This window comes from Pseudomonadota bacterium (assembly GCA_037200975.1).
In the GTDB taxonomy this organism is placed as follows: domain Bacteria; phylum Pseudomonadota; class Gammaproteobacteria; order Steroidobacterales; family Steroidobacteraceae; genus CADEED01.
Window position 1 is genome coordinate 306,716 of record JBBCGI010000001.1, and the last position, 20,946, is coordinate 327,661.

Genomic DNA, 20,946 nt, shown 5'->3' on the forward strand with positions numbered 1-20,946 from the left:
TCCGACGCATGAGCGCGGGGTACGTCACCTGCCGGCCTCGATGCTGATGCCCGTGACAGGCGCCGCAATGAACTCCACGCGCCCACCGGGGGCTTCAACTGACGGAGAATTCCGAAACGTATGCGAATACCGATAACTCGCACACTTGGCCGCGACGAGCGCCTTTCTTAAGATGTGACCGGCAGCGCGCCCTGCCTGCCACCGTATCCTGCCTCTCCAACTTGAAAGCAGCGCCACGCGCGCAATCTAAAGGCTTAAACGCCATCTGAATGGCCAAAATTATACATGAGCACTTCTCGTCACAGCCCTCTCGTCATCCTGGGATCCGGCCCTGCGGGCTACACCGCCGCCGTCTATGCCGCACGCGCCAACCGCAAACCCCTGCTGATCACCGGCGTGGAACAGGGCGGACAGCTCATGACCACCACGGAAGTGGACAACTGGCCGGGTGACGCGCACGGATTGCTCGGCCCGGCGCTCATGGAGCGCATGAAGTCTCATGCCGAACGGTTCAACACGGAAATCGTCAACGATCACATTCATACGGTCGATTTCTCCAAGCGCCCGTACACGCTGAGCGGCGACTACGGTAATTACACCTGCGACGCGTTGATCATCGCGACCGGCGCCTCCGCCAAGTATCTGGGTCTGCCGTCGGAGGAAAAGTTCCGCGGCAAGGGCGTGTCGGCCTGCGCCACATGCGACGGATTTTTTTACAAGGGCCACCGCGTCGCGGTCATCGGCGGGGGCAATACCGCAGTCGAAGAGGCGCTCTATCTATCGAATCTCGCGAGTCACGTGACCGTGGTGCATCGGCGCGACAAGTTCCGCGCCGAGAAGATCCTGCAGGACCGCCTGTTCGCGCTCGAGAAATCCGGCAAAGTGCGTATCGCCTGGAACCACACCGTGGATGAGATCGTCGGCGACGACAGCGGCGTGAACGGCGTCCGTATCAAACCCACGGAACACGGCGGCACGATCGAGAACATCGACGTGACCGGCACTTTCATCGCCATCGGGCACAGTCCCAATACCGGCGTCTTCGCCGGCCAGCTCGACATGCGTGACGGCTACATCACCATCAAGAGCGGCACCGACGGCGCCGCCACGGCGACCAGCGTGCCGGGGGTATTTGCCGCGGGGGACGTCGCCGATCACGTGTATCGTCAGGCCATCACTTCCGCTGGATCCGGATGCATGGCGGCTCTCGATGCGGACAAATATCTCGACCAGCATCACGGCCACTGACCAGCACGCTTGGGACGCGCTCGACGCCGGCGGCTCGCCCTTCCTGCGCCACGCGTTTCTTGCGCAGCTCGAGGCCACGCATTGCGTCGGTGGCAACACGGGCTGGCAGCCCGCGCCGATCACCTTGTACGACGAGCGCGGCCTGGCGGCAGCGGCACCCGCCTACGTCAAGGCGCACTCGTTCGGCGAGTTCGTGTTCGATTTCTCCTGGGCGCAGGCGTACGCACAGCATGGGCTCGCCTACTACCCCAAACTCGTCATCGGTGTGCCGTTCACGCCCGCCAGCGGCGCGCGGCTGCTGGTGCGCCCCGGCCTCGACCCCGCGCAGATGCGCGGCGCGTTGATCGCTGCCATTCGCGAGTACGCGGAGGCGAACGCCTTCTCTTCGATTCACGCCCTGTTCGTCGATGAGGCGGATCGCGCCGCATTCGCGGGCGATGGCTGGCTGGCCCGGCACGACGTGCAATTCCACTGGCACAACCAGCAGTACCGCGACTTCGACCACTACCTCGAAGGCTTCACGGCCGACAAGCGCAAGAAGGCCAAACGCGAGCGGCGCCGCGTGGCCGAAGACGGCATCGTGTTCGAAACCTTGTTAGGCACGCAGCTCGAACGCAAGGCCGTCGACGAAATCTACGACCTGCATCGCGACACCTTCCTGCGTCACGGCCATGAACCGTATCTCACGCGCGCATTCTTCCGGCAGCTGCCGGCGACGCTGGGCGACCGCTTCATGGTGAAACGCGCGCGCAGCGGCCAGGAGACCGTGGCTGCGGCGGTGTTCTTCTGGAGCCAGGAAGCGCTGTACGGCCGTTATTGGGGCGCGGCCGAGCAGCATCACAGCCTGCATTTCGAAACCTGCTACCACCAGGGCATCGATTTCTGCATCGAGCGCGGCATCGGCCGCTTCGAGCCCGGCACGCAAGGCGAACACAAGGTGAGCCGCGGCTTCGTTCCGGCCAACACCTGGTCGATGCACTGGATCGTGGATGCGCGATTTCGCGAGGCGATCGGCGACTACCTGCGGCGCGAAGGGGCGCACGTGGATCGCTACGCGCGGGAAATCGAGGCGCACGTGCCTTATCGGGACGCGCGGCGCGACGCGCGTTCGAAGTGAGCCGCGTCGACCCATGAACAAGAGCATCACCTGGCTCGCTCCGGACGGCGATCGCGAATGGTTTCCGCCCCTCGAGCAGGCGCTGGACGAACCTGAGGGCCTGCTCGCCGCGGGTGGCGACCTGTCGCCCGCCCGCCTGCTCGCGGCCTACCGGCGTGGCATTTTTCCGTGGTATTCGGCCGGCCAGCCGGTGTTGTGGTGGTCGCCCGATCCGCGCGAGGTGCTGGCGCCGGAAGAGTTTCGCTGTTCGCGCAGCCTCTCGAAAGCCATGCGAAATCGCGGCTTTGAAGTGACATTCGATCGCGACTTCGGAGGCGTCGTCAGTGCCTGTGCCCAGACGCGCGAACACTCCTCGGGCACCTGGATAACGCCGGAGATGCACGCGGCTTATGAGGAACTGCATCGCACCGGCCGCGCCCACAGCGTGGAAGTGCGACTCGGCGACCGGCTGGTGGGCGGCCTGTACGGCGTGCTGATGGGCCGCGTGTTCTTCGGCGAATCCATGTTCAGCCGCGAACGCGATGCCTCCAAAGTGGCCCTTGCGCACCTGGTGGAACGGGCAATCGTGGCGAAACTCCAACTGATCGATTGCCAGCTACCTACAGCGCATTTGCGCTCGCTCGGCAGCAAACCGATGAGCCGCGGCGAATTCAGTGCGCTGGTTGCCAGGGAGACGGCCGGCACCGACGTATCCCTGTTTTCGGGTTCCTGAAAAGCACTCGCCAATGGCGCTTTTCTGGCAGAATTCGCGGCCTTCGCGGGTGCCACCAGGTTACGGATGTCGAAAGAAGATGCGATTCAGATGGAAGGTGAAGTCGTCGAGACTTTGCCTAACACCACTTTCCGGGTGAAGTTGAAGACCGGTCACGTCGTGACGGCCCATATCTCCGGAAAAATGCGCAAGAACTACATCCGCATCCTGACCGGCGACCAGGTCACCGTGGAGATGACTCCGTACGACCTGTCGAAGGGCCGCATCGTCTACCGCGGCAGATAAGCCGCCCGTCCCACCTTGGGTACTTCGCGGCGCAGCCAGGCGGAATACCAGCGACGCATGCATGCGGTGATCGAATACATCGATCGCCACCTGGACCAGAACCTCGATCTCGCCACGCTCGCCGGCGTCGCCCATTTCTCCGATTTTCATTTCCATCGGCTGTTTCGCGCGTTGACGGGCGAGGCGCTCGGCGACTACCTGCGCCGCAGGCGCCTCGAGATGGCGGCGGTCCGCCTGCGCGCCCAACCGGCCGTACCCGTGCTCGAGATCGCGCTCGCGGTGGGTTTTGGATCCGCCGAGGCGTTCGCGCGCGCCTTCCGCGCGCGCTTCGACAGTACGCCGACGGAGTGGCGAAACAGCAAGCACGATCAGATGGCGCGCAAGGCGGGACAGGCTCCGCGCTTCACGCGCACACAGAATGGCCGCACCTCGAAACAGGAGCCCGCCATGAAAGTGAAACTCGTCGATCGTGAACCGGTGCAGGTCGCCTACCTGCGTCACACCGGGGCGTACGGCCCGCCCCTGAGCCAGTTCTGGATGCAGACCGTCGCGCCGTGGATGGCGACTAACAATCTTTTCGGCCGTGACCGCTTCGGCGTGAGCCTCGACGATCCGAGCGTGACAAAGCCGGCGCTGTGTCGCTATGACGCCTGTGTCGAGAGCCGTGAGGGCGAGGTGCTCAGCGGGAACCCGCAGCACAAGATCATTCCGGGCGGGAAGTACGCTGCGCTGGCGTTCGAAGGAACGGGCGCGCAGATCGGCGCGGCCTGGGATGCGCTGTTACGCGACTGGTTGCCGATGAGCGGACTGCAGCTCGATGCGCGGCCGTTCTTCGAGTACTACGCGGTCGACGGGCGTTACGACGAAAAGACCGGCGCTTTCAGTTGCGACATCTGCGTCCCGGTGGCGCCTCTGTAGCGACACCGGGATCCAGCGCCATCGCCTACTGCAACGTCGCCGGCAGCGCCGGCGTTTCCGTCGGCAAGGTCTCGAGCTTGAGCTCCTTGCCGTCGCTGCTCACGCCGATCCTGACGTGCCCACCGTCAGCGAGTTTCCCGAACAGCAGCTCCTCGGCGAGCGGCCGCTTGATCTGCTCCTGCATGAGCCGCGCCATCGGGCGCGCGCCCATCTTCGGGTCGTAGCCCTTTTCGGCCAGCCACCGGCGCGCGGCGTCGTCGAGCGCGATCGACACGCCCTTCTTCTCGAGCTGCGCCTCGATCTCGAGCAGCAACTTGTCGACCACCCGCTCGATGACCGGCATGTCGAGCGGTGCGAACTGCACGATCGCGTCGATGCGGTTGCGGAATTCGGGAGAGAACAGCCGCTTGATGGCTTCCGAACCGTCACTGGTGTTGTCCGACTGGACGAAGCCGATGGACGCACGATTCATCTCGAACGCGCCGGCGTTCGTGGTCATGACAATGATCACGTGGCGGAAGTCGGCCTTGCGGCCGTTGTTGTCCGTGAGCGTGCCATGGTCCATGACCTGCAGCAGCAGGTTGAATACCTCGGGATGCGCCTTTTCGACTTCGTCGAGCAGCAGCACACAATGCGGATGTTTGGCGATGGCTTCGGTCAGCAGACCGCCCTGGTCGAACCCGACATAGCCCGGCGGCGCGCCGATCAGACGCGACACGGTGTGCCGCTCCATGTATTCGGACATGTCGAAACGGATGAACTCGATGCCCATGGCGATGGCGAGCTGGCGGGTGACTTCGGTCTTGCCGACACCCGTAGGACCTGCGAACAGGAAGCTGCCGACCGGCTTGCGCTGATCCCCCAGACCCGAGCGCGCCATCTTGATGGCGGCGGCGAGCGAGTCGATCGCCCTGTCCTGCCCGTAGATCACGAGCTTGAGATTGCGCTCGAGATTGCGCAGGACTTCTTTATCGGTGCTAGAGACGCTCTTGGCTGGAATGCGGGCCATGCGTGCGACCACGTCTTCGATGTGGCGCACCTCGACCTGCGGCTCGCGTTCGTTGACCGGCTTCAGGCGCAGACGCGCACCGGCCTCGTCGACGACATCGATCGCCTTGTCGGGCATGTGTCGTTCATTGATGTGACGCGCGGCGAGCTCCGCGGCCGCGCGGATTGCGTCGACGGAATACGTGATGCCGTGGTGCTGTTCGAAGCGCGGCTTGAGGCCCATGAGGATATCGACGGTTTCGCTCACCGACGGCTCGACGACGTCGATCTTCTGGAAGCGGCGCGCGAGCGCGTGGTCCTTCTCGAAGATGCCGCGGTATTCCTGGTACGTGGTCGACCCGATGCAGCGCAGCTCGCCGTTGGTCAGCACCGGCTTGATGAGGTTCGAGGCGTCCATGACACCGCCCGAAGCGGCTCCCGCGCCGATCACGGTGTGGATCTCGTCGATGAAGAGGATCGCGCCGGGCTGCTTCTTCAACTCCGCGATCACGCTCTTGAGGCGCTTCTCGAAGTCGCCGCGATACTTGGTGCCTGCAATCAGCGAGCCCATGTCGAGCGAGTAGATAGTGCAATCGGACAACACGTCGGGCACCTTGCCCTCGACGATCAGGCGCGCGAGGCCCTCGGCAATGGCCGTCTTGCCGACGCCGGCTTCGCCGACGTACAGCGGATTGTTCTTGCGGCGCCGGCACAGGATTTCGATCGTGCGCTCGACTTCGAGCGCCCGCCCGATCAGAGGATCGATCTTGCCGTCCTGCGCGAGCTGGTTGAGGTTGCTGGTGTACTTGTCGAGCGCGCTGCCGCCTTCACCCTCGCCGCGGTCCGACTCCGCGCCGGCCTCTTCCTTGGCGGTTTTCTCCTCGGCGATCTTCGAGAGGCCGTGAGAGACGAAATTGACGACGTCCAGGCGCGTGACTTCCGAGCGGTTCAGCAGGTGCACGGCGTGGCTCTGCTTTTCGCTGAAGATGGCGATCAGGACATTGGCGACGCCGACTTCTTTCTTGCCCGAGGACTGGACGTGAAACACCGCGCGCTGCAGGACGCGCTGGAACCCCAGCGTCGGCTGGACTTCGCGGTCTTCATCGTTGGCCAGGCGCGGGGTCGTGCGGTCGAGGTGTTCGTTGAGCGAATCCTTGAGTTTGGCGAGATCGGCGCCGCAGGCGCGCAGGATCTCGCGCACTTTCGGGGTCTCGAGGATGGACAGCAGCAGATGCTCGACCGTCAGGAATTCATGACGGGCATCGCGCGCCTTGGCAAAGGCGTCGTTAAGACAGAATTCGAGCTCTTGCGATAACACCTATGCCACCTCTCGACCGTTAGATCACCTGCGAATCTTCGAATCACGCCTCTTCGAGCGTGCACATCAGAGGATGATGATGGTCACGGGCATAAGAGGTAACAAGGGCGACTTTGGTTTCTGCTATCTCATATGTGAACACACCGCAGATGCCCTTGCCCTGGGTATGTACTTCCAGCATGACGCGTGTCGCAGTCGACCGGTCCATGCGGAAGAACTTTTCGAGCACGTCGACGACGAACTCCATCGGGGTGTAATCGTCGTTGAGCAGAACGACCTGATATAAGGGCGGCTGCTTCGTCTTGGGCTCGGCTTCTTCGACGGCGAGACCCGCGCCGCCATGATCGGGGCGTTCGGTTTCGGAACTGGGCATTGGCGACCTTTATAGGGGTCGTCGATTGGCAACACAAGAGCGCAGGGCGCACTGCCTTCAGCCCATGACAAAACAAGCGCTTGAGGGTGCTGAGGAGCGAAACGTATCATCATGGAAATGACGGCGAACATCTGGACTTCGAGCGGCGGTGGCGGGGGCGACTGGCGCTCCACGCTATTGACGCGCGCACCCCAGGTCGTGACATTCATTCTCGCGCTGGGCCTTGCAGCCCAATTGGCGCTCATCGTAGTCGGTCTGGGCAGCCGCGGCCGTCAGACTGCGCCGCCACCCCTCGCCGCCCAGCCCTCCATGGCGCCGCTCGATATTGGCGCTCTCGTCAACGCCCATCTATTTGGCGATGCGGTCGCGCAGGCGAACAGCGGCGATGCCGCCAACGCACCGCCGTCCAGCATGCCGCTGGTCCTGGCCGGACTCATGGCGACCGCCGATCCCAAGGAAGGCATGGCGATCATCGGGGAGAGCGCGGCCACCGCGAAAGTGGTTTCCGTCGGTCAGCAGGTACCCGGCGGTGCGCAGCTTCACTCGGTCTACAACGATCGCGCCATCATCGAGCGCAACGGCGCACTCGAATCCGTGTTCCTGCCGCGCAATGCCGCCGTCTCCTCGGGCGCTCCGCCGCCCCCGGTGGCCGCCAACACGGGCAACGACGCGATGATGGATCGCATGCGCAAGCTGGTCAGCGATGACCCCGGCGTCATCGGCCAGGTGCTGCGTCCGCAGCCGGTCTTCGCCGGTGGCAAGATGCGCGGCTTCCGCGTCTACCCGGGCGCCAACCGCCAGGCGTTCGCGCGGCTTGGACTTCGTGCTGGCGATCTGGTGACCGCGATCAACGGCACGCCGCTCGATGACAAGGACCGCGCGCAGGAAATCTTCGGCACTCTCAATTCCTCCACCGACGCACGCGTGACGGTGACCCGCAATGGCCGACAGCAGGAACTCGTGCTCAACGTCGCGCAGATTTCCGCCGAAGCCGAACAGATAGGCACGAGTGACAATGGCATGGTCCCCATGGATCAGCCGTCGCCCGAAAACGGAAACCAATAACTAGAATATGAATCACCAGTCACGACCCAAGTCTTCCTTCCGCGTCGCCGCGATCCTGGCCATGGTCGCTTTCGCCGCGGCCGGCATCGTGGGAGCCCAGGGCAACGGCAATACCAACGGGCAACGCATTACGCCTAACTTCAAGGATGCGGAGATCGGCCAGGTCATCGAGGCCGTCGCCGCGGCCACCGGCAAAACTATCATCCCGGACCCGCGCGTACGCGCGCAGGTGACGATGCTGTCGCAGACGGCGATGACGCCCGATGCGTTCTACGAAGCTTTCCTCGCGCTTTTGTCGGTACACCAGTTCGTGGCGGTGGAATCGGGCGGCATCATCAAGATCGTGCCGGACGCCAATGCGCGCCAGATGCCGAACATCGACCTGCCGGACCGCGTGAAATCAGGCTCGGACGAACTGATCACACAGGTCATCGCGGTCGAGAACGTGAACGCCGCGCAGCTCGTGCCGGTACTGCGGCCGCTGATGCCGCAGGCCGCGCACATGGCCGCCTACCCCAATGGCAACATCCTCATTCTCTCGGACCGCGCCAGCAACGTGAGCCGCGTGATGCGCATCATCAAGCGCATCGACCAGCAGGGTGACAACGACGTCGACATCATCGCCCTGCAACACGCGTCGGCCAGCGAAGTGGTCCGCGTGGTCAATACCTTTTTCTCGCAGCAGGCTGGGCAGGAAGGCGGCGGCGGCGGTTCTCCGAGCCGCGTGATCGCCGACGATCGTTCGAACAGCGTGCTCATCGGCGGCGACAAGTCCGCGCGCCTGCGCATCAAGGCGCTGGTCGCACATCTCGACACGCCGCTCGACAACGGCGGCGACACCCAGGTGCGTTATCTGCAGTTCGCCGACGCCGAGAAGATCGCCACCAAGCTCAAGGAGCAGATCACGGCGACGGTTGCGATCACCGGCGGCGCCCCGGCCGGCGGCGCGGGTGGCGGCGGTGTGTCGGCCAGCGCCGATCGTTCCACGACGATCTGGGCGGAACCCGAAACCAACGCGCTGGTGATCACGGCACCTTCCAAGGTGATGCGCTCGCTGATGTCGGTTGTCGACAAGCTGGACATCCGCCGTGCCCAGGTGCTGGTCGAGGCCATCATCGTCGACGTCAGCGTGAAGAAAAATGCCGAGCTCGGCGTGAACTGGGCCGTCTGGTCGGAAGACAACGACACGCGCATTCCGATCGGCTCCTTCATTCAGCCCGTCGGCCAGGTCAACCTGCTGCAGCTCGCGGCCGGAATCGACAATCCTGCCAACGCGCCGGCGGCGCTTCAGACCGGTTCGACCTTCGGCATCGGCCGCATCGCGGCGGGCGGCGTCAACTTCGCGGCCATGCTGCGCGCCATCCAGGGCGATTCCACCACCAATGTCATCGCGACACCGTCGGCGGTGACCATGGACAACCAGGAAGCACAGCTCAAGGTCGCGCAGGAAGTGCCGTTCATCACCGGCTCGTATGCAAGCACCGGCAACAATGGCGGCGGCGGCAACGACATCAATCCGTTCACCACGGTGCAGCGCCAGGAAGTCGGCACGATTCTCAAGATCACGCCGCAGGTCAATGAAGGCGGCGCGCTGGTGCAGCTCAAGATCGAGCTGGAAAGCTCCGAGCTCGCCGGCACCTCGGGCGACGCGAATAGTTTGATCACCAACAAACGCACGGTGAACACCAACGTCCTCATCGAGGACGGCGGCATCGTGGTGCTCGGCGGCCTGATCCGCGACAGCGCCAATCGCGGCGAACAACGCGTGCCGTATCTCGGCCGCATTCCGATTCTCGGCGAGTTGTTCAAGACGCGCAGCCGCCAGCGCGACAAGACCAACCTCATGGTGTTCATCCGCCCGAAGATCCTGCGCGACGGCATCGCGACGGCAATCGCCACCGATGCGAAATACAACTTCATCCGCGACATGCAGCAGAAGGCCGGCAGCAACCCGGGCGAGATCCTGCCGTTGATTCCTTTCAACAAGGATCCGACGCTGCCCGTCCTGCCGCCGCCGCCGTTGCCGCCGCCGAACAACGCGCCGGTGGGACCGGACGGCGCACCGCAGACTTCCGCTCCGCCACCCGGCTCGGCGGTCGTGCCCGCTCAGAAACCATGAGCTCTTCCTCTTTATGAACGCCGGCGTCGCGCCCGAGATCGCCCGCCCGCAACGCGTCGGTTTCGCCTTTGCCAAGCGTCATGGAGTACTCGTGCGCCGTGTGCATGAAGGCGTCGCCGAGTGTGTGTACCGGCACGACGCCGCGCCGTTGGCCGTCGCCGAGGTGCGCCGCTACATGGGCGTGCCGGTCAAGCTGGAGAAAGTCGAAGACGAGTACTTCGATTCGCTGCTTCGCCAGGCCTATGAAGCCGGCAACGATGCGATGCAGGCCGCCGAAGGCGTCGAGGAATCCACCGATCTCGCACATCTTGCGCAGGATCTGCCCGAACAGGCCGACCTGCTCGAAAGCGAAGACGACGCGCCGATCATCCGGCTGATCAACGCGGTGCTCACGCAGGCGGTCAAGGAAAACGCCTCCGACATCCATGTCGAGCCATTCGAGAACCGGCTGGTGGTGCGCTTCCGCGTCGACGGTGTGTTACGGGAGGTGCTGCAAAGCCGGCGCGCCGTGGCGCCGCTGGTCGTCTCGCGCATCAAGGTCATGTCGAAACTCGACATCGCCGAGAAACGCCTGCCGCAGGACGGCCGCATCAGCCTCAGGATCGCCGGGCGTTCGGTCGACGTACGCGTGTCGACGTTGCCGTCGGGCCACGGCGAACGCGTGGTGATGCGTATCCTCGACAAACAGGCCGGACGGCTGCATCTCTCGGCGCTCGGCATGGATCCGAAAACCGAAGCGCGCATCGGCGAGCTGTTCCGCAAGCCGCACGGCATCATTCTCGTCACCGGCCCCACCGGCTCCGGCAAGACCACGACGTTGTACGCGGGCCTCGAGCACCTCAACGACAACACCCAGAACATCATGACGGTCGAGGATCCGATCGAGTACTACATCGACGGCATCGGCCAGACGCAGGTCAACACCAAGGTCGAGATGACGTTCGCGCGCGGCCTGCGCGCCATCCTGCGCCAGGATCCGGACGTGGTCATGGTCGGCGAAATCCGCGACCTCGAGACCGCGCAAATCGCGGTGCAGGCATCGCTCACCGGTCACCTGGTGTTATCCACCCTGCACACCAATACCGCGGTGGGCGCCGTCACGCGCCTGCGCGACATGGGCATCGAGCCGTTCCTGCTTTCCTCGAGTCTCATTGGCGTGGTCGCGCAGCGCCTGGTGCGCACGCTCAACCCGGACAACCGCGCGGCGTTCGAGGCGGGCGACTACGAACGTCGCCTGCTCGGGCTCGGGCCCGACGATCCCTCCCCCACGCTGTACAGGCCCGGCGCCGGCGGCAGCGGCTTCCGTGGCAGGACGGGCATCTACGAACTGGTCATCGTCGACGACCAGATGCGCACCATGATTCACGACGAGGCCGCCGAACACGAGCTCGAGCGCTATGCGCGCACCATGACGCCGTCGATCCGCGACGACGGCCTCGACCGCGTGCTGCGCGGCGAAACCACGATCGAAGAAGTCCTGCGCGTCACGCGCGAGGACTGACGCCGCGAGCCTTCGATGGGTGCCTTCGAATACACGGCTCTCGATACCGCCGGCCGCGAACAGAACGGGGTCGTCGAAGGCGACACCGTCAAACATGTCCGGCAGTTGCTGCGCGAGCGCCAGCTGCTGCCGGTCACCGTCGCGGAAGTCAAACACGGCGAGGAAAAGCGGCAGCGAACATTCGGACTGCGGCGCGGGATCTCCGCCGGCGATCTGTCGCTGCTGACCCGCCAGCTCGCCACCCTGGTCAAGGCCGGCCTGCCGCTCGAAGAGGCGTTGCTCGCCGTCTCGCAGCAGTCCGAGAAACCGCGCGTACAGAGCATCATGCTCGGCGTGCGCGGCAAGGTGATGGAAGGCCACACGCTGGCCGAAGGCTTCGGCGAGTTTCCGAAGGTCTTCCCGGAAATCTACCGCTCCACCGTGTCCGCCGGCGAAAGCTCGGGCCGCCTGGACGGCGTGCTCGAACGCCTGGCCGACTACACCGAGAACCGCGAAGTCACGCGGCAGAAGGTACTGGGTGCACTGCTGTACCCCATCGTGTTGTCGATCATCTGCCTCGGGATCGTGACCGGCATGATGGTGTACGTCGTTCCCAAGGTCATCGAGGTGTTCGAATCCAGCAAGGGCACGTTGCCGTTCGCCACGCGGGTACTGATCTTCGTCAGCGACTTCCTGCGCAATTTCGGGTTGTACCTGGTCATCGCCATCGTCGCCGCGGGCTTCGCGTTCGTTTACTGGCTCAAGAACCCCGACAATCGCCGCCACTGGCACCGCTTGCTGCTGCGGCTGCCACTGTTCGGCCGGCTGCTGCGCGGCTTCAATACCGCCCGCTTCACGCGCACCTTCAGCATCCTGACCGCCAGTGCCGTGCCGGTGCTCGAAGCCATGCGGATCGCCGGCGAAGTCGTGACCAATCTACCCATGCGCGACGCCGTGGCCGCGGCGGCCGCGCGGGTGCGGGAAGGCGCCCCCATCGGGCGGTCGCTCGCTTCGAGCAAACTGTTCCCGCCCATGACGGTACACCTCATTTCTTCGGGTGAATCGAGCGGCGAACTCGACAACATGCTGGACCGTGCCGCGACCAATCAGGAACGCGAGCTCGATGCGATGATGGGCGCCCTGGTGGGATTGCTCGGGCCCCTGCTCATCGTCGCGATGGGCATGTTCGTGATGGGCATCGTTTTTGCAATGCTCATGCCGATCTTCCAGATGAACAATTTCATTCGCTGAACCTTCACTGATTCTCATTTTGGGCATTGCATGACGGCGGCTCCCGTTTTATAACGCGCGCATCTGGGGTCGCGCCGTCAGTTATGAACGAGAAGCCCGAGTCAGAAGAATTCGATGAGGACGAGGAAGAAGTCGCCTTCGAAGCCACCAGCGAAGTCGATTTCGATCGTCTGGCGAAAGACCTGGACGCCGCGAAGAAGCGTGGCCAGAAGCAAGGCGATCCAGCCTGGCGCAAGCTCGAACGCCGCGTCGAGGACAAACACACCGCGGAGCTGACTAGCGACTTCGATGATTACAACATCGATGACGACAGCACGGCGGTTCGCAATATGAATGGGTCGAAGAGCTGAGGGTTTCAGTACCCCGCGAGCGGGTGGCGAGGTTGAATGCTTCGCTGGCGCTCAAGGGAGCGCGCCCTTCGGGTGCCCGAAACCCGGGCTACGAAAAGCTACATTTTCCGAATTGGGGCGCTGAAGGGCACTAGTGGCTTTTCGCTTTACGCCCGGGTTTCGGCGCGCTCCATTCGCGCCAGCGAAGCAGTCAACCTCACCACCCGCTCGCACGTCGCGGTACTCCCTCCGCACTTCTCCGCCTCGCGACGCTCATCGCCGTGCCAAGTGGCTAAGAACGTGCGACCTCGCGAATGCGCCCGGTAGTTGGCTCCGGGGGCCACAAGCGAGTGAGTGGATGACAGTTCTTTTGAACGCGGCGAAAACTCCGGCCCGGCAAGACGAACTTGCAGAGCGGATCTTGGGCGCGCTTCGCGCAGCCTCGTCAGCGCGAATGGAGCGCGCCGAAAGCCGGGCGTAAAGCGAAAAGCCGCTGGTGCACATCCGCGCAACCATTTTTGAAGATGTAGCTTTTCGTAGCCCGGCTTTCGGGAACCCGAAGGGCGCGCTCCCTTGAGCGCTGACGAGGCTGCGCGAAGCGCGCCTCTTGATCCTCTCTCCAACTTCTTCTTGCCTTACCTGAAATCTCGCGAATACGTCACCAGCTCTCCCAGCATCGCCGTGCGATCCACGAGTTTCGCCGCCACCACATGGGTCACGAGCCCCTCTTTCTGCAGCATCCCGTGCACCTCGAGCAGCCGCGAGCCATTGGCGATGCGGCGAGCCCGCTCCCATACGCGCTCCCACACGATGAGATTGATGTGCCCGGTTTCGTCCTCGAGCGTGATGAACATGACGCCACTGGCGCTCTGCGGGCGCTGGCGCGCCGTGACGATGCCCGCCACGCGCACCACGCGGCCATGCGGCAACTCGCGCAGATCGGCGGAGGTGACGATATACGCGGCGGTCAATTGCTCACGCAGCAGAGCCAGCGGATGACGCCCGAGCGTGAGGCCGGCCGAACGATAGTCGGCCGCGATGTTCTGTCCCTCGGTGGGTGGTGCGAGCAGCGGCGTGCCTTCCGGCCGCAGTGGCACGGGTGCGAGCGGCAGCCCCTGCTCGTTGCCGGCCACCTGCCAGAACGTCAGATGACGATTGCCGGCGAGCTCGCGCAGCGTGCCGGCATCGGCCAGCGCTTCGAGCTCGCGGCGTTCGAGAACGGCGCGCAGCGTGAGGTCCTGCACGCTCGCGAACGCGGCGGACGCCCGCGCGCTGCAGATACGTCCGGCGGACTCCTCGCTCAAACCCTTGACCATGCGCAACCCGAGCCGCAGCGCCGGCTCATCGTCGGCGCGGCGCTCGAGCGTGCAATCCCAATGGCTGGCGCAGACGCTGATGGGCCGCACTTCGACCCCGTGATCGCGCGCGTCGCGCACCAGCTGCGCGGGCGCGTAGAAACCCATGGGCTGGCTGTTGATCAACGCGCAGGTGAAGGCCGCAGGCTCGTGACACTTGAGCCATGCCGAGCTGTACACCAGCAGCGCGAAACTCGCCGCGTGCGATTCGGGGAACCCGTATTCGCCGAAGCCCTGGATCTGGCTGAAGATCCGGCGCGCGAAGGACTCGTCGTAATTGCGCGCGCGCATGCCTTCGATGAGGCGCTGCTCGAAATGGCCGAGACCGCCACGCCGCTTCCACGCGGCCATGCTGCGGCGCAGTTCGTCGGCCTGGCCGGGCGTGAAGCCCGCGGCCACGATCGCCAGCTGCATGACCTGCTCCTGGAAGATAGGCACGCCCAGCGTGCGTTCCAGCACACTCTTCACCTCGTCGCTCGGATACGTGGGCTCCTCGAGCTTCTGCCGCCGGCGTAGATAGGGGTGCACCATGCCGCCCTGGATGGGCCCGGGCCGCACGATGGCGACTTCGATCACGAGGTCGTAGAACTTCTCGGGCTTCAGCCGCGGCAACATCGACATCTGCGCGCGCGATTCGACCTGGAACACGCCGATGGTGTCGGCGCGCGAGATCATCTCGTAGACGCGCGGGTCTTCCTTGGGAACGTCGGCGAGCGCGAAGGACTTGCCGCGGAAATCGCGCACGAGATCGAGCCCGCGCCGCAACGCCGACAACATGCCGAGCCCCAGCACGTCGACCTTGAGCAGGCCGAGATCGTCGAGATCGTCCTTGTCCCATTCGATGACGGTGCGATCCGCCATGGCCGCGTTTTCGATGGGCACGAGTTCTTCCAGCGGCCCCTGCGAAATGACGAAGCCGCCGACGTGTTGCGACAGGTGTCGTGGAAAGCCCAGCAACTGCCCGGCGAGATACAGGAGCCGTTTCACCTGCGGGTTGTCGGGCTCGAAGCCGGCCTCGCGCACGCGTGCCTCGTCGACCGCGTGGTCCCACCACTGCATCGCGCCCGACAATCGTTCCGCCTGCACCGCATCGAGCCCGATCACCTTGGCCATGTCGCGCAGCGCGCTGCGCGGGCGGTAGCTGATGACGGTGGCGGTCAACGCGGTGCGGTCGCGGCCGTACTTGCGGTAGATGTACTGGATGATTTCTTCGCGGCGGTCGTGTTCGAAATCGATGTCGATGTCGGGCGGTTCGTTACGCTCGCGCGAGATGAAGCGCTCCATGAGCAACTGGCCGCGGGAAGGGTCGACCTCCGTGACGCCGAGCGAATAACACACCACGGAATTCGCGGCCGAGCCGCGTCCCTGGCAGAGGATGTGGACCCGGCGCGCCTCTTTCACGATGTCGTGCACGGTGAGGAAATAGGATTCGTACTTGAGGTCCGCGATGAGCTCGAGCTCGTGGTCGATCTTCGTGTGCATATCCGGCGGAATACCCTGCGGCCAGCGTTTGCGCGCTCCTTCCTCTGTGAGCTTGCGCAGATGTGAAGCCGCGGTTTCGCCCGTGGGCACCAGCTCGCGCGGATATTCGTAGCGCAGCTCGTCGAGCGAGAAACTGGCGAGCGCGGCGATTTTCAGCGTCTCGGCCAGCAATTCCGCTGGATAGAGCCGCGCGAGCCGCGCCCGCTCGCGCAGGTGGCGTTCGCCATTGGGATGCAGGCGCTCGCCGGCCTCGCGCAACGTGATGCCGTGACGCACGGCCGTGAGCGCATCCTGCAGCGGGCGCCGTTCACGTACGTGCATGTGCACGTCGCCGGCGGCGGTCAGCGGCAAACCATGCGCGGCGCTCAAAGCCCTGCAGGTGGCGAGCCGTTCGCGATCGCGGCCGTCGCGCAGCAGCTCCACCGCGATCCAGGCGCGGCCCGCGAAGGTTTGGGCCAGCCATTCGCCCTGCCCGCCTGTCTCGGGATCGAGCGTGGGCAACCAGAGCGCCACCACCGCCGCCTCGCCTAACAACTCCGCGGCATCCGCGCGCGTGAGCGCGTAGCTGCCTTTCGGCGCCGCGCGCCGGCCGCGCGTGATGAAACGCGACAAACGCGCGTAACCGGCCCGGCTGAGCGCCAGCGCCACGAAGCGCAGCCCGCATTCGAGCCGGAACTCCGCGCCGATGATGAGTTTGATGCCGCCGCCGATCTTCTTGACGGCGGTGTGCGCGCGCACCACGCCGGCGAACGAACATTCGTCGGTGATGGCGAGCGCGGTGTAGCCGAGTTCCCGGGCCTGAACCACCAGTTCTTCTGCCTGGGAAGCCCCGCGCAGAAAAGTGAAGTTGCTCAGGCAATGCAGCTCGGCGTACCCGGGCACGGCGGCGCTCATCCGAACAGTCCCTGCAGGAACCACCTCCGCGCGCCCGCGCACTCGCGGTAGATCCACAGCCGCGCGCCGCCCGCATCGCTCGCGACGTAGTAATCGCGCTGGACGTCGGCGCCATCCCACCAGCCGCTTTCGATGCGTTCGGGACCCGCTAACAACTCGAGCGGCCCGTTGCGCCGCGGCCGGCCGCGCTGCGCTTCGAGTGGTTGTGGCGCATGCAGCAGCCACAGCGGCCGGCGCGGCGCCGAAAAGGGGACAGATCTATTTTTGGAAAAGGGGACAGATCTATTTATTGAAGACAGCGTTGGGGAATCACCTCGCACCTCGTCAATAAATAGATCTGTCCCCTTTTCCAAAAATAGATCTGTCCCCTTTTCGGCGCGCCAGGCGTTCTCGGGACGATGGTCGGAGACGCGCGCGAGGCCATACACCGCCGCCGCGCCGAGCCTGGCGCGCAGATGCTCGATGAGCTGCGGCATTTCGCCCGCCGGGGCGTGCCCGCGCTCACCGGGCGACCACAGCGGTTTGCTGGTCAAGGCGTGTTCGATGAGTGCGCCGCTGCGCAAATCGCAACGGCGTATCGGCTCCGGCAATGCGAGCGTGGCGAGACGCTCGCGCAGCAATGCGAGCAATCGCGCGGCATTGGCCTCGGGTGCCGCGAGCCGCAGCACGCAACGCGTCGGCGCGGCGCGGTAATGATGGAAGCGGCACAACAACGCGGTGATGCCGCGCTGGCGCTCGCGCAGGAATTGCTCGAGCTCGCCTAACAAGGGCGACAGCGCCTGCAGGATGCGCTCCTGATCGGTGATCTCGTGATCGAAATCGCGCCGCCCGCGATAACGCTCGCGCGGCACGAGCCGGCGGCGCGGATCGGCGCGCCGCCCGAGCAGGCGGTCGAGGTCGGCCAGCAGCGCCACGCCGAAACGTTTGGCGAAGCCGGCGCGCGGCAGGCGCATCAGTTCACCGAGCGTGCGCACTCCCATCGCGGCGAGGCGCGCGTTTTGCTCCGCGGGCCAGCGCAGCGTGGTGAGTGGCAGTGGTTTGAGCCGCGCGGGCAACACGTTCACATCGGTGATGAAGCAACGGGCGCCCGCGCGTGCCGCGGCCAGCGCCGCCAACGCGGTCGGCGCCAGCGTGAAGTGCGGCTGCATTTTCGCCAGCACCGGATCGGCACGGCAGGCGTCGCGCAACTGGCGGCACAGCGCGCGCACCCCTCCGAACAGCGCGATGCTGGATCTGATCTCGAGCAGCAGGCCGTCCGGCGCCTCGATGGACACCTGCGGCGTGAAGGCGGCCGCCAGCCCCGCGAGCCGCTGCAGCAGCGCGAGTTCGAGCGCCGCGTCGCGCGGGCGCGGCTCGATGCGCGGCGCCGCGGCCAGCGCCGCGCCCAGGGTCATGCCGATACGCACGCCAGCGGCCTGTGCGTGGGCATCGGCGTCGATGATGCGTTGGTGGTGATCTTCGGGGTCGACCACCACCAGCGGCGCGGTGTGCGCGTCTTTGGAACCGGCGCGCAAAGCGAGCAGCGGCAACTGCGCCACATGCACGGCAATCCACAATTCGCGCGACTCGAGCGCGAGCGCCGCCTGATCGGAAGGCCCGGGCCCCGAAGGCGGAGGCGCCGCCGGCCGCACTCGTACAACGGACGGCGTGCGCCTCGGCTTGGGCTCCGGAAAAACTAATCGATACGCGCGGGGATGCATGCGGCCGCGTTCACGCCGCCGCCGCGGACCATTCCAGAACAATGGGCTCGCGGCTGCCGCCGCGGCTCTTGAGCAGGGTCACGCGCGCGCCGTGGGTGCCGTCGATCGCCGGATCGAGCAGCACCCGCAACATGGCAGGCGAAGCCTCGTGGGCGTACCGCTGGCTGCGAAACAAAACGCCGAGCGCACGACCCTGCTCGGCCGCGAGCTGCAGCCGGCGCACCGCACGTGGACTGGCGCGTGGCAGCCAGGCCAGTGCCATCTCGCAGGCACCCGAACGCAGCGCCTGCTCGTGCGCCCACAACGGCGTGGGCGTGCGCACGATGAGCATGCGGTTGAGCGCCACGCCCTGCGCTTCGAGCGCCGGCGCGAAAGGCTCGTGGGGCGGCGATACCCAGGTGCACCAGCGCGCAGGGGTTGCCCGCGACAGGGCCGCTAGCACCGGCAGCAGTAGATAGAGCTCGCCGACGCCGGGTTGCGGCGTGAGTATTTCTACGAGGCCATGGCGCGGCCAGCCACCGCCGGGCAACCCCGCATCGAGCGCCGCGAAACCGGTGGGCAAGGTTTCCGTCGCCGCGCGGCTCCGCCCGCGCCACACCGACGGGTGGGCGAGCAACTCCGAAAGTTGTTGATCGGTCGCTGACATGGATGAAGGGCTGCTTGCACCGGGTTTATATGAAGGAATAATCGAATTCGTAGAAATGTTTTTTATCAACGATGTTGATCTTCAAGGTGCCGGCAATACCCGCGAGGCCGCCGGTACCGGAATCGGGCACCACCGTGATCGACAAACCGGGCGCACCGCGATTCATCGTGCCCGAGTGCTGCAACACGAAGCCGCCCGCACGCCCCTCGAGCGTGCCCGTGACCTGGTCGATGGCCACGTAACCCGCGGAGCCCGGCGTCGCGGTGCCAGCGGACAACATCTGCCCGCGCGCCTCCGCGACCAGATCGCCGCTGAATTTCTTGATGAGCAGAAAACGCCCGAACATCACATCGACCGAGACTTCCGCATTCGACAGCGGCTGCACCGTGACTTCGAAACTGCCTTTAGCTGTTTTCATGGGGCAAACTGAAATTCGGGTTTTCGATGATGCCGAGCACATTGCCGAAAGGATCGAGCACGTCGGCCACGCGAATCCCCTCGCCGACATCCTGGATATCCGTACATGGCTCGGCGCCGAGCTCGAGCAGCCGCGCGTGCGCGGCCACGATGTCTTTCACGCCCCAGTAGCAACCGACCGAAGACTGCGCCGCATCCGGCGAGAGGCCCAGCTCATAACCACCCACGTTGAAGCCCACGTAGAACGGCTGATCGAAGTACGGCGGAAAGCCCAGGAATTTCATGTACCAGAGCTTGCCGGCGGCGATGTCCGGCGTGCGGTAAATGCCGGTGCGCAACCCTAACAACATGAAACAGACCTTCTTATCGGAGACGGCGGCAGATCACGACAGGCCATTTCCACGTGTAGACGCGCCCCGCCGCAACACGCCAACCACCACACCTTCGATGATGAGCGGGTCTTCCTTGATGTTGACGCGGATCGGTTCGAAGTCCGCGTTCTCGGGCAGCAGCCACACCACCGAGCCTTCCTGTTTGTAACGCTTGACGGTGACTTCGTTTTCGAGGCGCGCCACGATGATCTGCCGATTGCGCACTTCGGGAGTTCGATGCACGGCCACGAGGTCGCCATCGAGGATGCCGGCATCTTTCATCGACATGCCGACCACCTTGAGAAGGTAATGCGGCTTGGGCTGAAAGATACTGGGGTCGATGTCGAGCCGGGATTCGATGTTTTCTTCGGCAAGGATGGGACGGCCCGCGGCGACCCGGCCGATGAGCGGCAAGCCCATCTGTTCGCGCATGGTGTCCATGAGCTTGATACCGCGCGAGGCGCCCGGCACGAGTGCGATGACGCCCTTGCGCGCGAGCGCCCGCAGATGTTCTTCGGCGGCATTGGGCGACTTGAAGCCCAGCTCGCCGGCGATCTCCGCGCGCGTGGGGGGCATGCCGGTTTCATTAATTTGGCGCTGGATGAGCCGCAGGATTTCGGTCTGGCGTGGAGTGAGATCGGACATGGCGGATTCCTTTAAAGAAGAATCAGGGCTGAGGATTTGTACACTGTGGATTTATCCAGGTCAAGCACCCAAAGCAGGCACTCCTCGGTGGAGCTGCTGCGTCGCCAACTGCTCGAACACCGCCCGCCAATCCGCGCCGCCCGCGCGAGCCGTGGAGCGCGCCTTCGATGGGCTGTCATTTCCGCAAACTCGATGCCGCCGTGCAGCGCGACATCCACGAGCTGTTCATGCGCA

At 64.9% G+C, this 20,946-nt stretch carries 18 protein-coding genes; 10 read left to right on the top strand and 8 right to left on the bottom strand.

Annotated features, from left to right (window positions below; genetic code table 11):
- Positions 1-285 precede the first annotated feature (285 nt).
- From trxB to WDO72_01365, 5 genes are all read left to right on the top strand, one after another.
- Positions 286-1,248 carry a thioredoxin-disulfide reductase gene (gene trxB / locus WDO72_01345; GenBank protein MEJ0084299.1) on the top strand — a complete coding sequence of 321 codons (963 nt, stop codon included), beginning with the start codon at positions 286-288 and terminating at the stop codon, positions 1,246-1,248.
- Positions 1,211-2,365, top strand: coding sequence for a peptidogalycan biosysnthesis protein (locus WDO72_01350; protein MEJ0084300.1), 1,155 nt, complete (start codon positions 1,211-1,213; stop codon positions 2,363-2,365). The genes trxB and WDO72_01350 overlap by 38 nt, the downstream gene beginning before the upstream one ends.
- Before the next feature lie 13 nt (positions 2,366-2,378).
- Positions 2,379-3,077 (top strand): leucyl/phenylalanyl-tRNA--protein transferase, encoded by a 699-nt coding sequence (gene aat / locus WDO72_01355; GenBank protein ID MEJ0084301.1) that lies wholly within the window; start codon positions 2,379-2,381, stop codon positions 3,075-3,077.
- A 66-nt stretch (positions 3,078-3,143) separates the two neighbouring features.
- Complete coding sequence (infA, locus tag WDO72_01360) at positions 3,144-3,362, top strand: translation initiation factor IF-1 (GenBank protein MEJ0084302.1); 219 nt, start codon at positions 3,144-3,146, stop codon at positions 3,360-3,362.
- A gap of 15 nt (positions 3,363-3,377) precedes the next feature.
- A complete protein-coding gene (locus WDO72_01365) occupies positions 3,378-4,280 on the top strand; it encodes a GyrI-like domain-containing protein (protein ID MEJ0084303.1) in 903 nt (300 codons plus the stop codon).
- 25 nt (positions 4,281-4,305) lie between these two features.
- On the opposite strand, the gene clpA is transcribed toward WDO72_01365, so the two are convergent.
- Both clpA and clpS read right to left on the bottom strand, forming a co-directional pair.
- Positions 4,306-6,585: an ATP-dependent Clp protease ATP-binding subunit ClpA gene (clpA, locus tag WDO72_01370; protein MEJ0084304.1), complete on the bottom strand. Its 2,280-nt coding sequence runs from the start codon at positions 6,583-6,585 to the stop codon at positions 4,306-4,308.
- 43 nt (positions 6,586-6,628) lie between these two features.
- Entirely contained in the window at positions 6,629-6,958 is a 330-nt protein-coding gene (gene clpS, locus WDO72_01375; protein ID MEJ0084305.1) for an ATP-dependent Clp protease adapter ClpS, read from the bottom strand.
- 117 nt (positions 6,959-7,075) lie between these two features.
- Here clpS and gspC point away from each other — a divergent pair, with 117 nt between their 5' ends.
- From gspC to WDO72_01400, 5 genes are all read left to right on the top strand, one after another.
- A complete protein-coding gene (gspC, locus tag WDO72_01380; protein MEJ0084306.1) occupies positions 7,076-8,023 on the top strand; it encodes a type II secretion system protein GspC in 948 nt (315 codons plus the stop codon).
- Between the two features lie 7 nt (positions 8,024-8,030).
- Positions 8,031-10,142 (top strand): type II secretion system secretin GspD, encoded by a 2,112-nt coding sequence (gene gspD / locus WDO72_01385; protein ID MEJ0084307.1) that lies wholly within the window; start codon positions 8,031-8,033, stop codon positions 10,140-10,142.
- A gap of 13 nt (positions 10,143-10,155) precedes the next feature.
- The gene (gspE, locus tag WDO72_01390) at positions 10,156-11,643 is read left to right on the top strand and encodes a type II secretion system ATPase GspE (protein ID MEJ0084308.1); all 1,488 of its coding nucleotides are present in this window, start codon (positions 10,156-10,158) and stop codon (positions 11,641-11,643) included.
- Between the two features lie 15 nt (positions 11,644-11,658).
- Positions 11,659-12,873, top strand: coding sequence for a type II secretion system inner membrane protein GspF (gene gspF / locus WDO72_01395; protein MEJ0084309.1), 1,215 nt, complete (start codon positions 11,659-11,661; stop codon positions 12,871-12,873).
- Between the two features lie 83 nt (positions 12,874-12,956).
- Positions 12,957-13,223, top strand: coding sequence for a hypothetical protein (locus tag WDO72_01400; protein ID MEJ0084310.1), 267 nt, complete (start codon positions 12,957-12,959; stop codon positions 13,221-13,223).
- Between the two features lie 614 nt (positions 13,224-13,837).
- Here the strand turns inward: WDO72_01400 and WDO72_01405 are convergent.
- The 6 genes from WDO72_01405 to lexA form a co-directional block, all read right to left on the bottom strand.
- The gene (locus tag WDO72_01405; protein ID MEJ0084311.1) at positions 13,838-16,933 is read right to left on the bottom strand and encodes an error-prone DNA polymerase; all 3,096 of its coding nucleotides are present in this window, start codon (positions 16,931-16,933) and stop codon (positions 13,838-13,840) included.
- Positions 16,930-18,489 (bottom strand): DNA polymerase Y family protein, encoded by a 1,560-nt coding sequence (locus WDO72_01410; protein MEJ0084312.1) that lies wholly within the window; start codon positions 18,487-18,489, stop codon positions 16,930-16,932. The genes WDO72_01405 and WDO72_01410 overlap by 4 nt, the downstream gene beginning before the upstream one ends.
- A gap of 154 nt (positions 18,490-18,643) precedes the next feature.
- A complete protein-coding gene (gene imuA, locus WDO72_01415) occupies positions 18,644-19,279 on the bottom strand; it encodes a translesion DNA synthesis-associated protein ImuA (protein MEJ0084313.1) in 636 nt (211 codons plus the stop codon).
- Positions 19,280-19,304: 25 nt separating this feature from the next.
- Positions 19,305-19,697 carry a DUF3224 domain-containing protein gene (locus WDO72_01420; protein ID MEJ0084314.1) on the bottom strand — a complete coding sequence of 131 codons (393 nt, stop codon included), beginning with the start codon at positions 19,695-19,697 and terminating at the stop codon, positions 19,305-19,307.
- A complete protein-coding gene (locus tag WDO72_01425) occupies positions 19,684-20,046 on the bottom strand; it encodes a VOC family protein (protein MEJ0084315.1) in 363 nt (120 codons plus the stop codon). The genes WDO72_01420 and WDO72_01425 overlap by 14 nt, the downstream gene beginning before the upstream one ends.
- Before the next feature lie 33 nt (positions 20,047-20,079).
- Positions 20,080-20,712 carry a transcriptional repressor LexA gene (lexA, locus tag WDO72_01430; protein MEJ0084316.1) on the bottom strand — a complete coding sequence of 211 codons (633 nt, stop codon included), beginning with the start codon at positions 20,710-20,712 and terminating at the stop codon, positions 20,080-20,082.
- Positions 20,713-20,946: the final 234 nt, after the last annotated feature.

What these genes read in the sequence shown, in the direction of transcription:
- WDO72_01350 (MEJ0084300.1), top strand. Translation starts at nt 1,211, where the DNA reads ATGCGGACAAATATCTCGACCAGCATCACGGCCACTGACCAGCACGCT.
- imuA (MEJ0084313.1), bottom strand. Translation starts at nt 19,279, where the DNA reads ATGTCAGCGACCGATCAACAACTTTCGGAGTTGCTCGCCCACCCGTCG.
- WDO72_01420 (MEJ0084314.1), bottom strand. Translation starts at nt 19,697, where the DNA reads ATGAAAACAGCTAAAGGCAGTTTCGAAGTCACGGTGCAGCCGCTGTCG.
- infA (MEJ0084302.1), top strand. Translation starts at nt 3,144, where the DNA reads ATGTCGAAAGAAGATGCGATTCAGATGGAAGGTGAAGTCGTCGAGACT.
- WDO72_01400 (MEJ0084310.1), top strand. Translation starts at nt 12,957, where the DNA reads ATGAACGAGAAGCCCGAGTCAGAAGAATTCGATGAGGACGAGGAAGAA.
- lexA (MEJ0084316.1), bottom strand. Translation starts at nt 20,712, where the DNA reads ATGTCCGATCTCACTCCACGCCAGACCGAAATCCTGCGGCTCATCCAG.
- clpS (MEJ0084305.1), bottom strand. Translation starts at nt 6,958, where the DNA reads ATGCCCAGTTCCGAAACCGAACGCCCCGATCATGGCGGCGCGGGTCTC.
- gspE (MEJ0084308.1), top strand. Translation starts at nt 10,156, where the DNA reads ATGAACGCCGGCGTCGCGCCCGAGATCGCCCGCCCGCAACGCGTCGGT.
- gspD (MEJ0084307.1), top strand. Translation starts at nt 8,031, where the DNA reads ATGAATCACCAGTCACGACCCAAGTCTTCCTTCCGCGTCGCCGCGATC.
- trxB (MEJ0084299.1), top strand. Translation starts at nt 286, where the DNA reads ATGAGCACTTCTCGTCACAGCCCTCTCGTCATCCTGGGATCCGGCCCT.
- WDO72_01425 (MEJ0084315.1), bottom strand. Translation starts at nt 20,046, where the DNA reads ATGTTGTTAGGGTTGCGCACCGGCATTTACCGCACGCCGGACATCGCC.
- aat (MEJ0084301.1), top strand. Translation starts at nt 2,379, where the DNA reads ATGAACAAGAGCATCACCTGGCTCGCTCCGGACGGCGATCGCGAATGG.
- gspF (MEJ0084309.1), top strand. Translation starts at nt 11,659, where the DNA reads ATGGGTGCCTTCGAATACACGGCTCTCGATACCGCCGGCCGCGAACAG.
- gspC (MEJ0084306.1), top strand. Translation starts at nt 7,076, where the DNA reads ATGACGGCGAACATCTGGACTTCGAGCGGCGGTGGCGGGGGCGACTGG.
- WDO72_01405 (MEJ0084311.1), bottom strand. Translation starts at nt 16,933, where the DNA reads ATGAGCGCCGCCGTGCCCGGGTACGCCGAGCTGCATTGCCTGAGCAAC.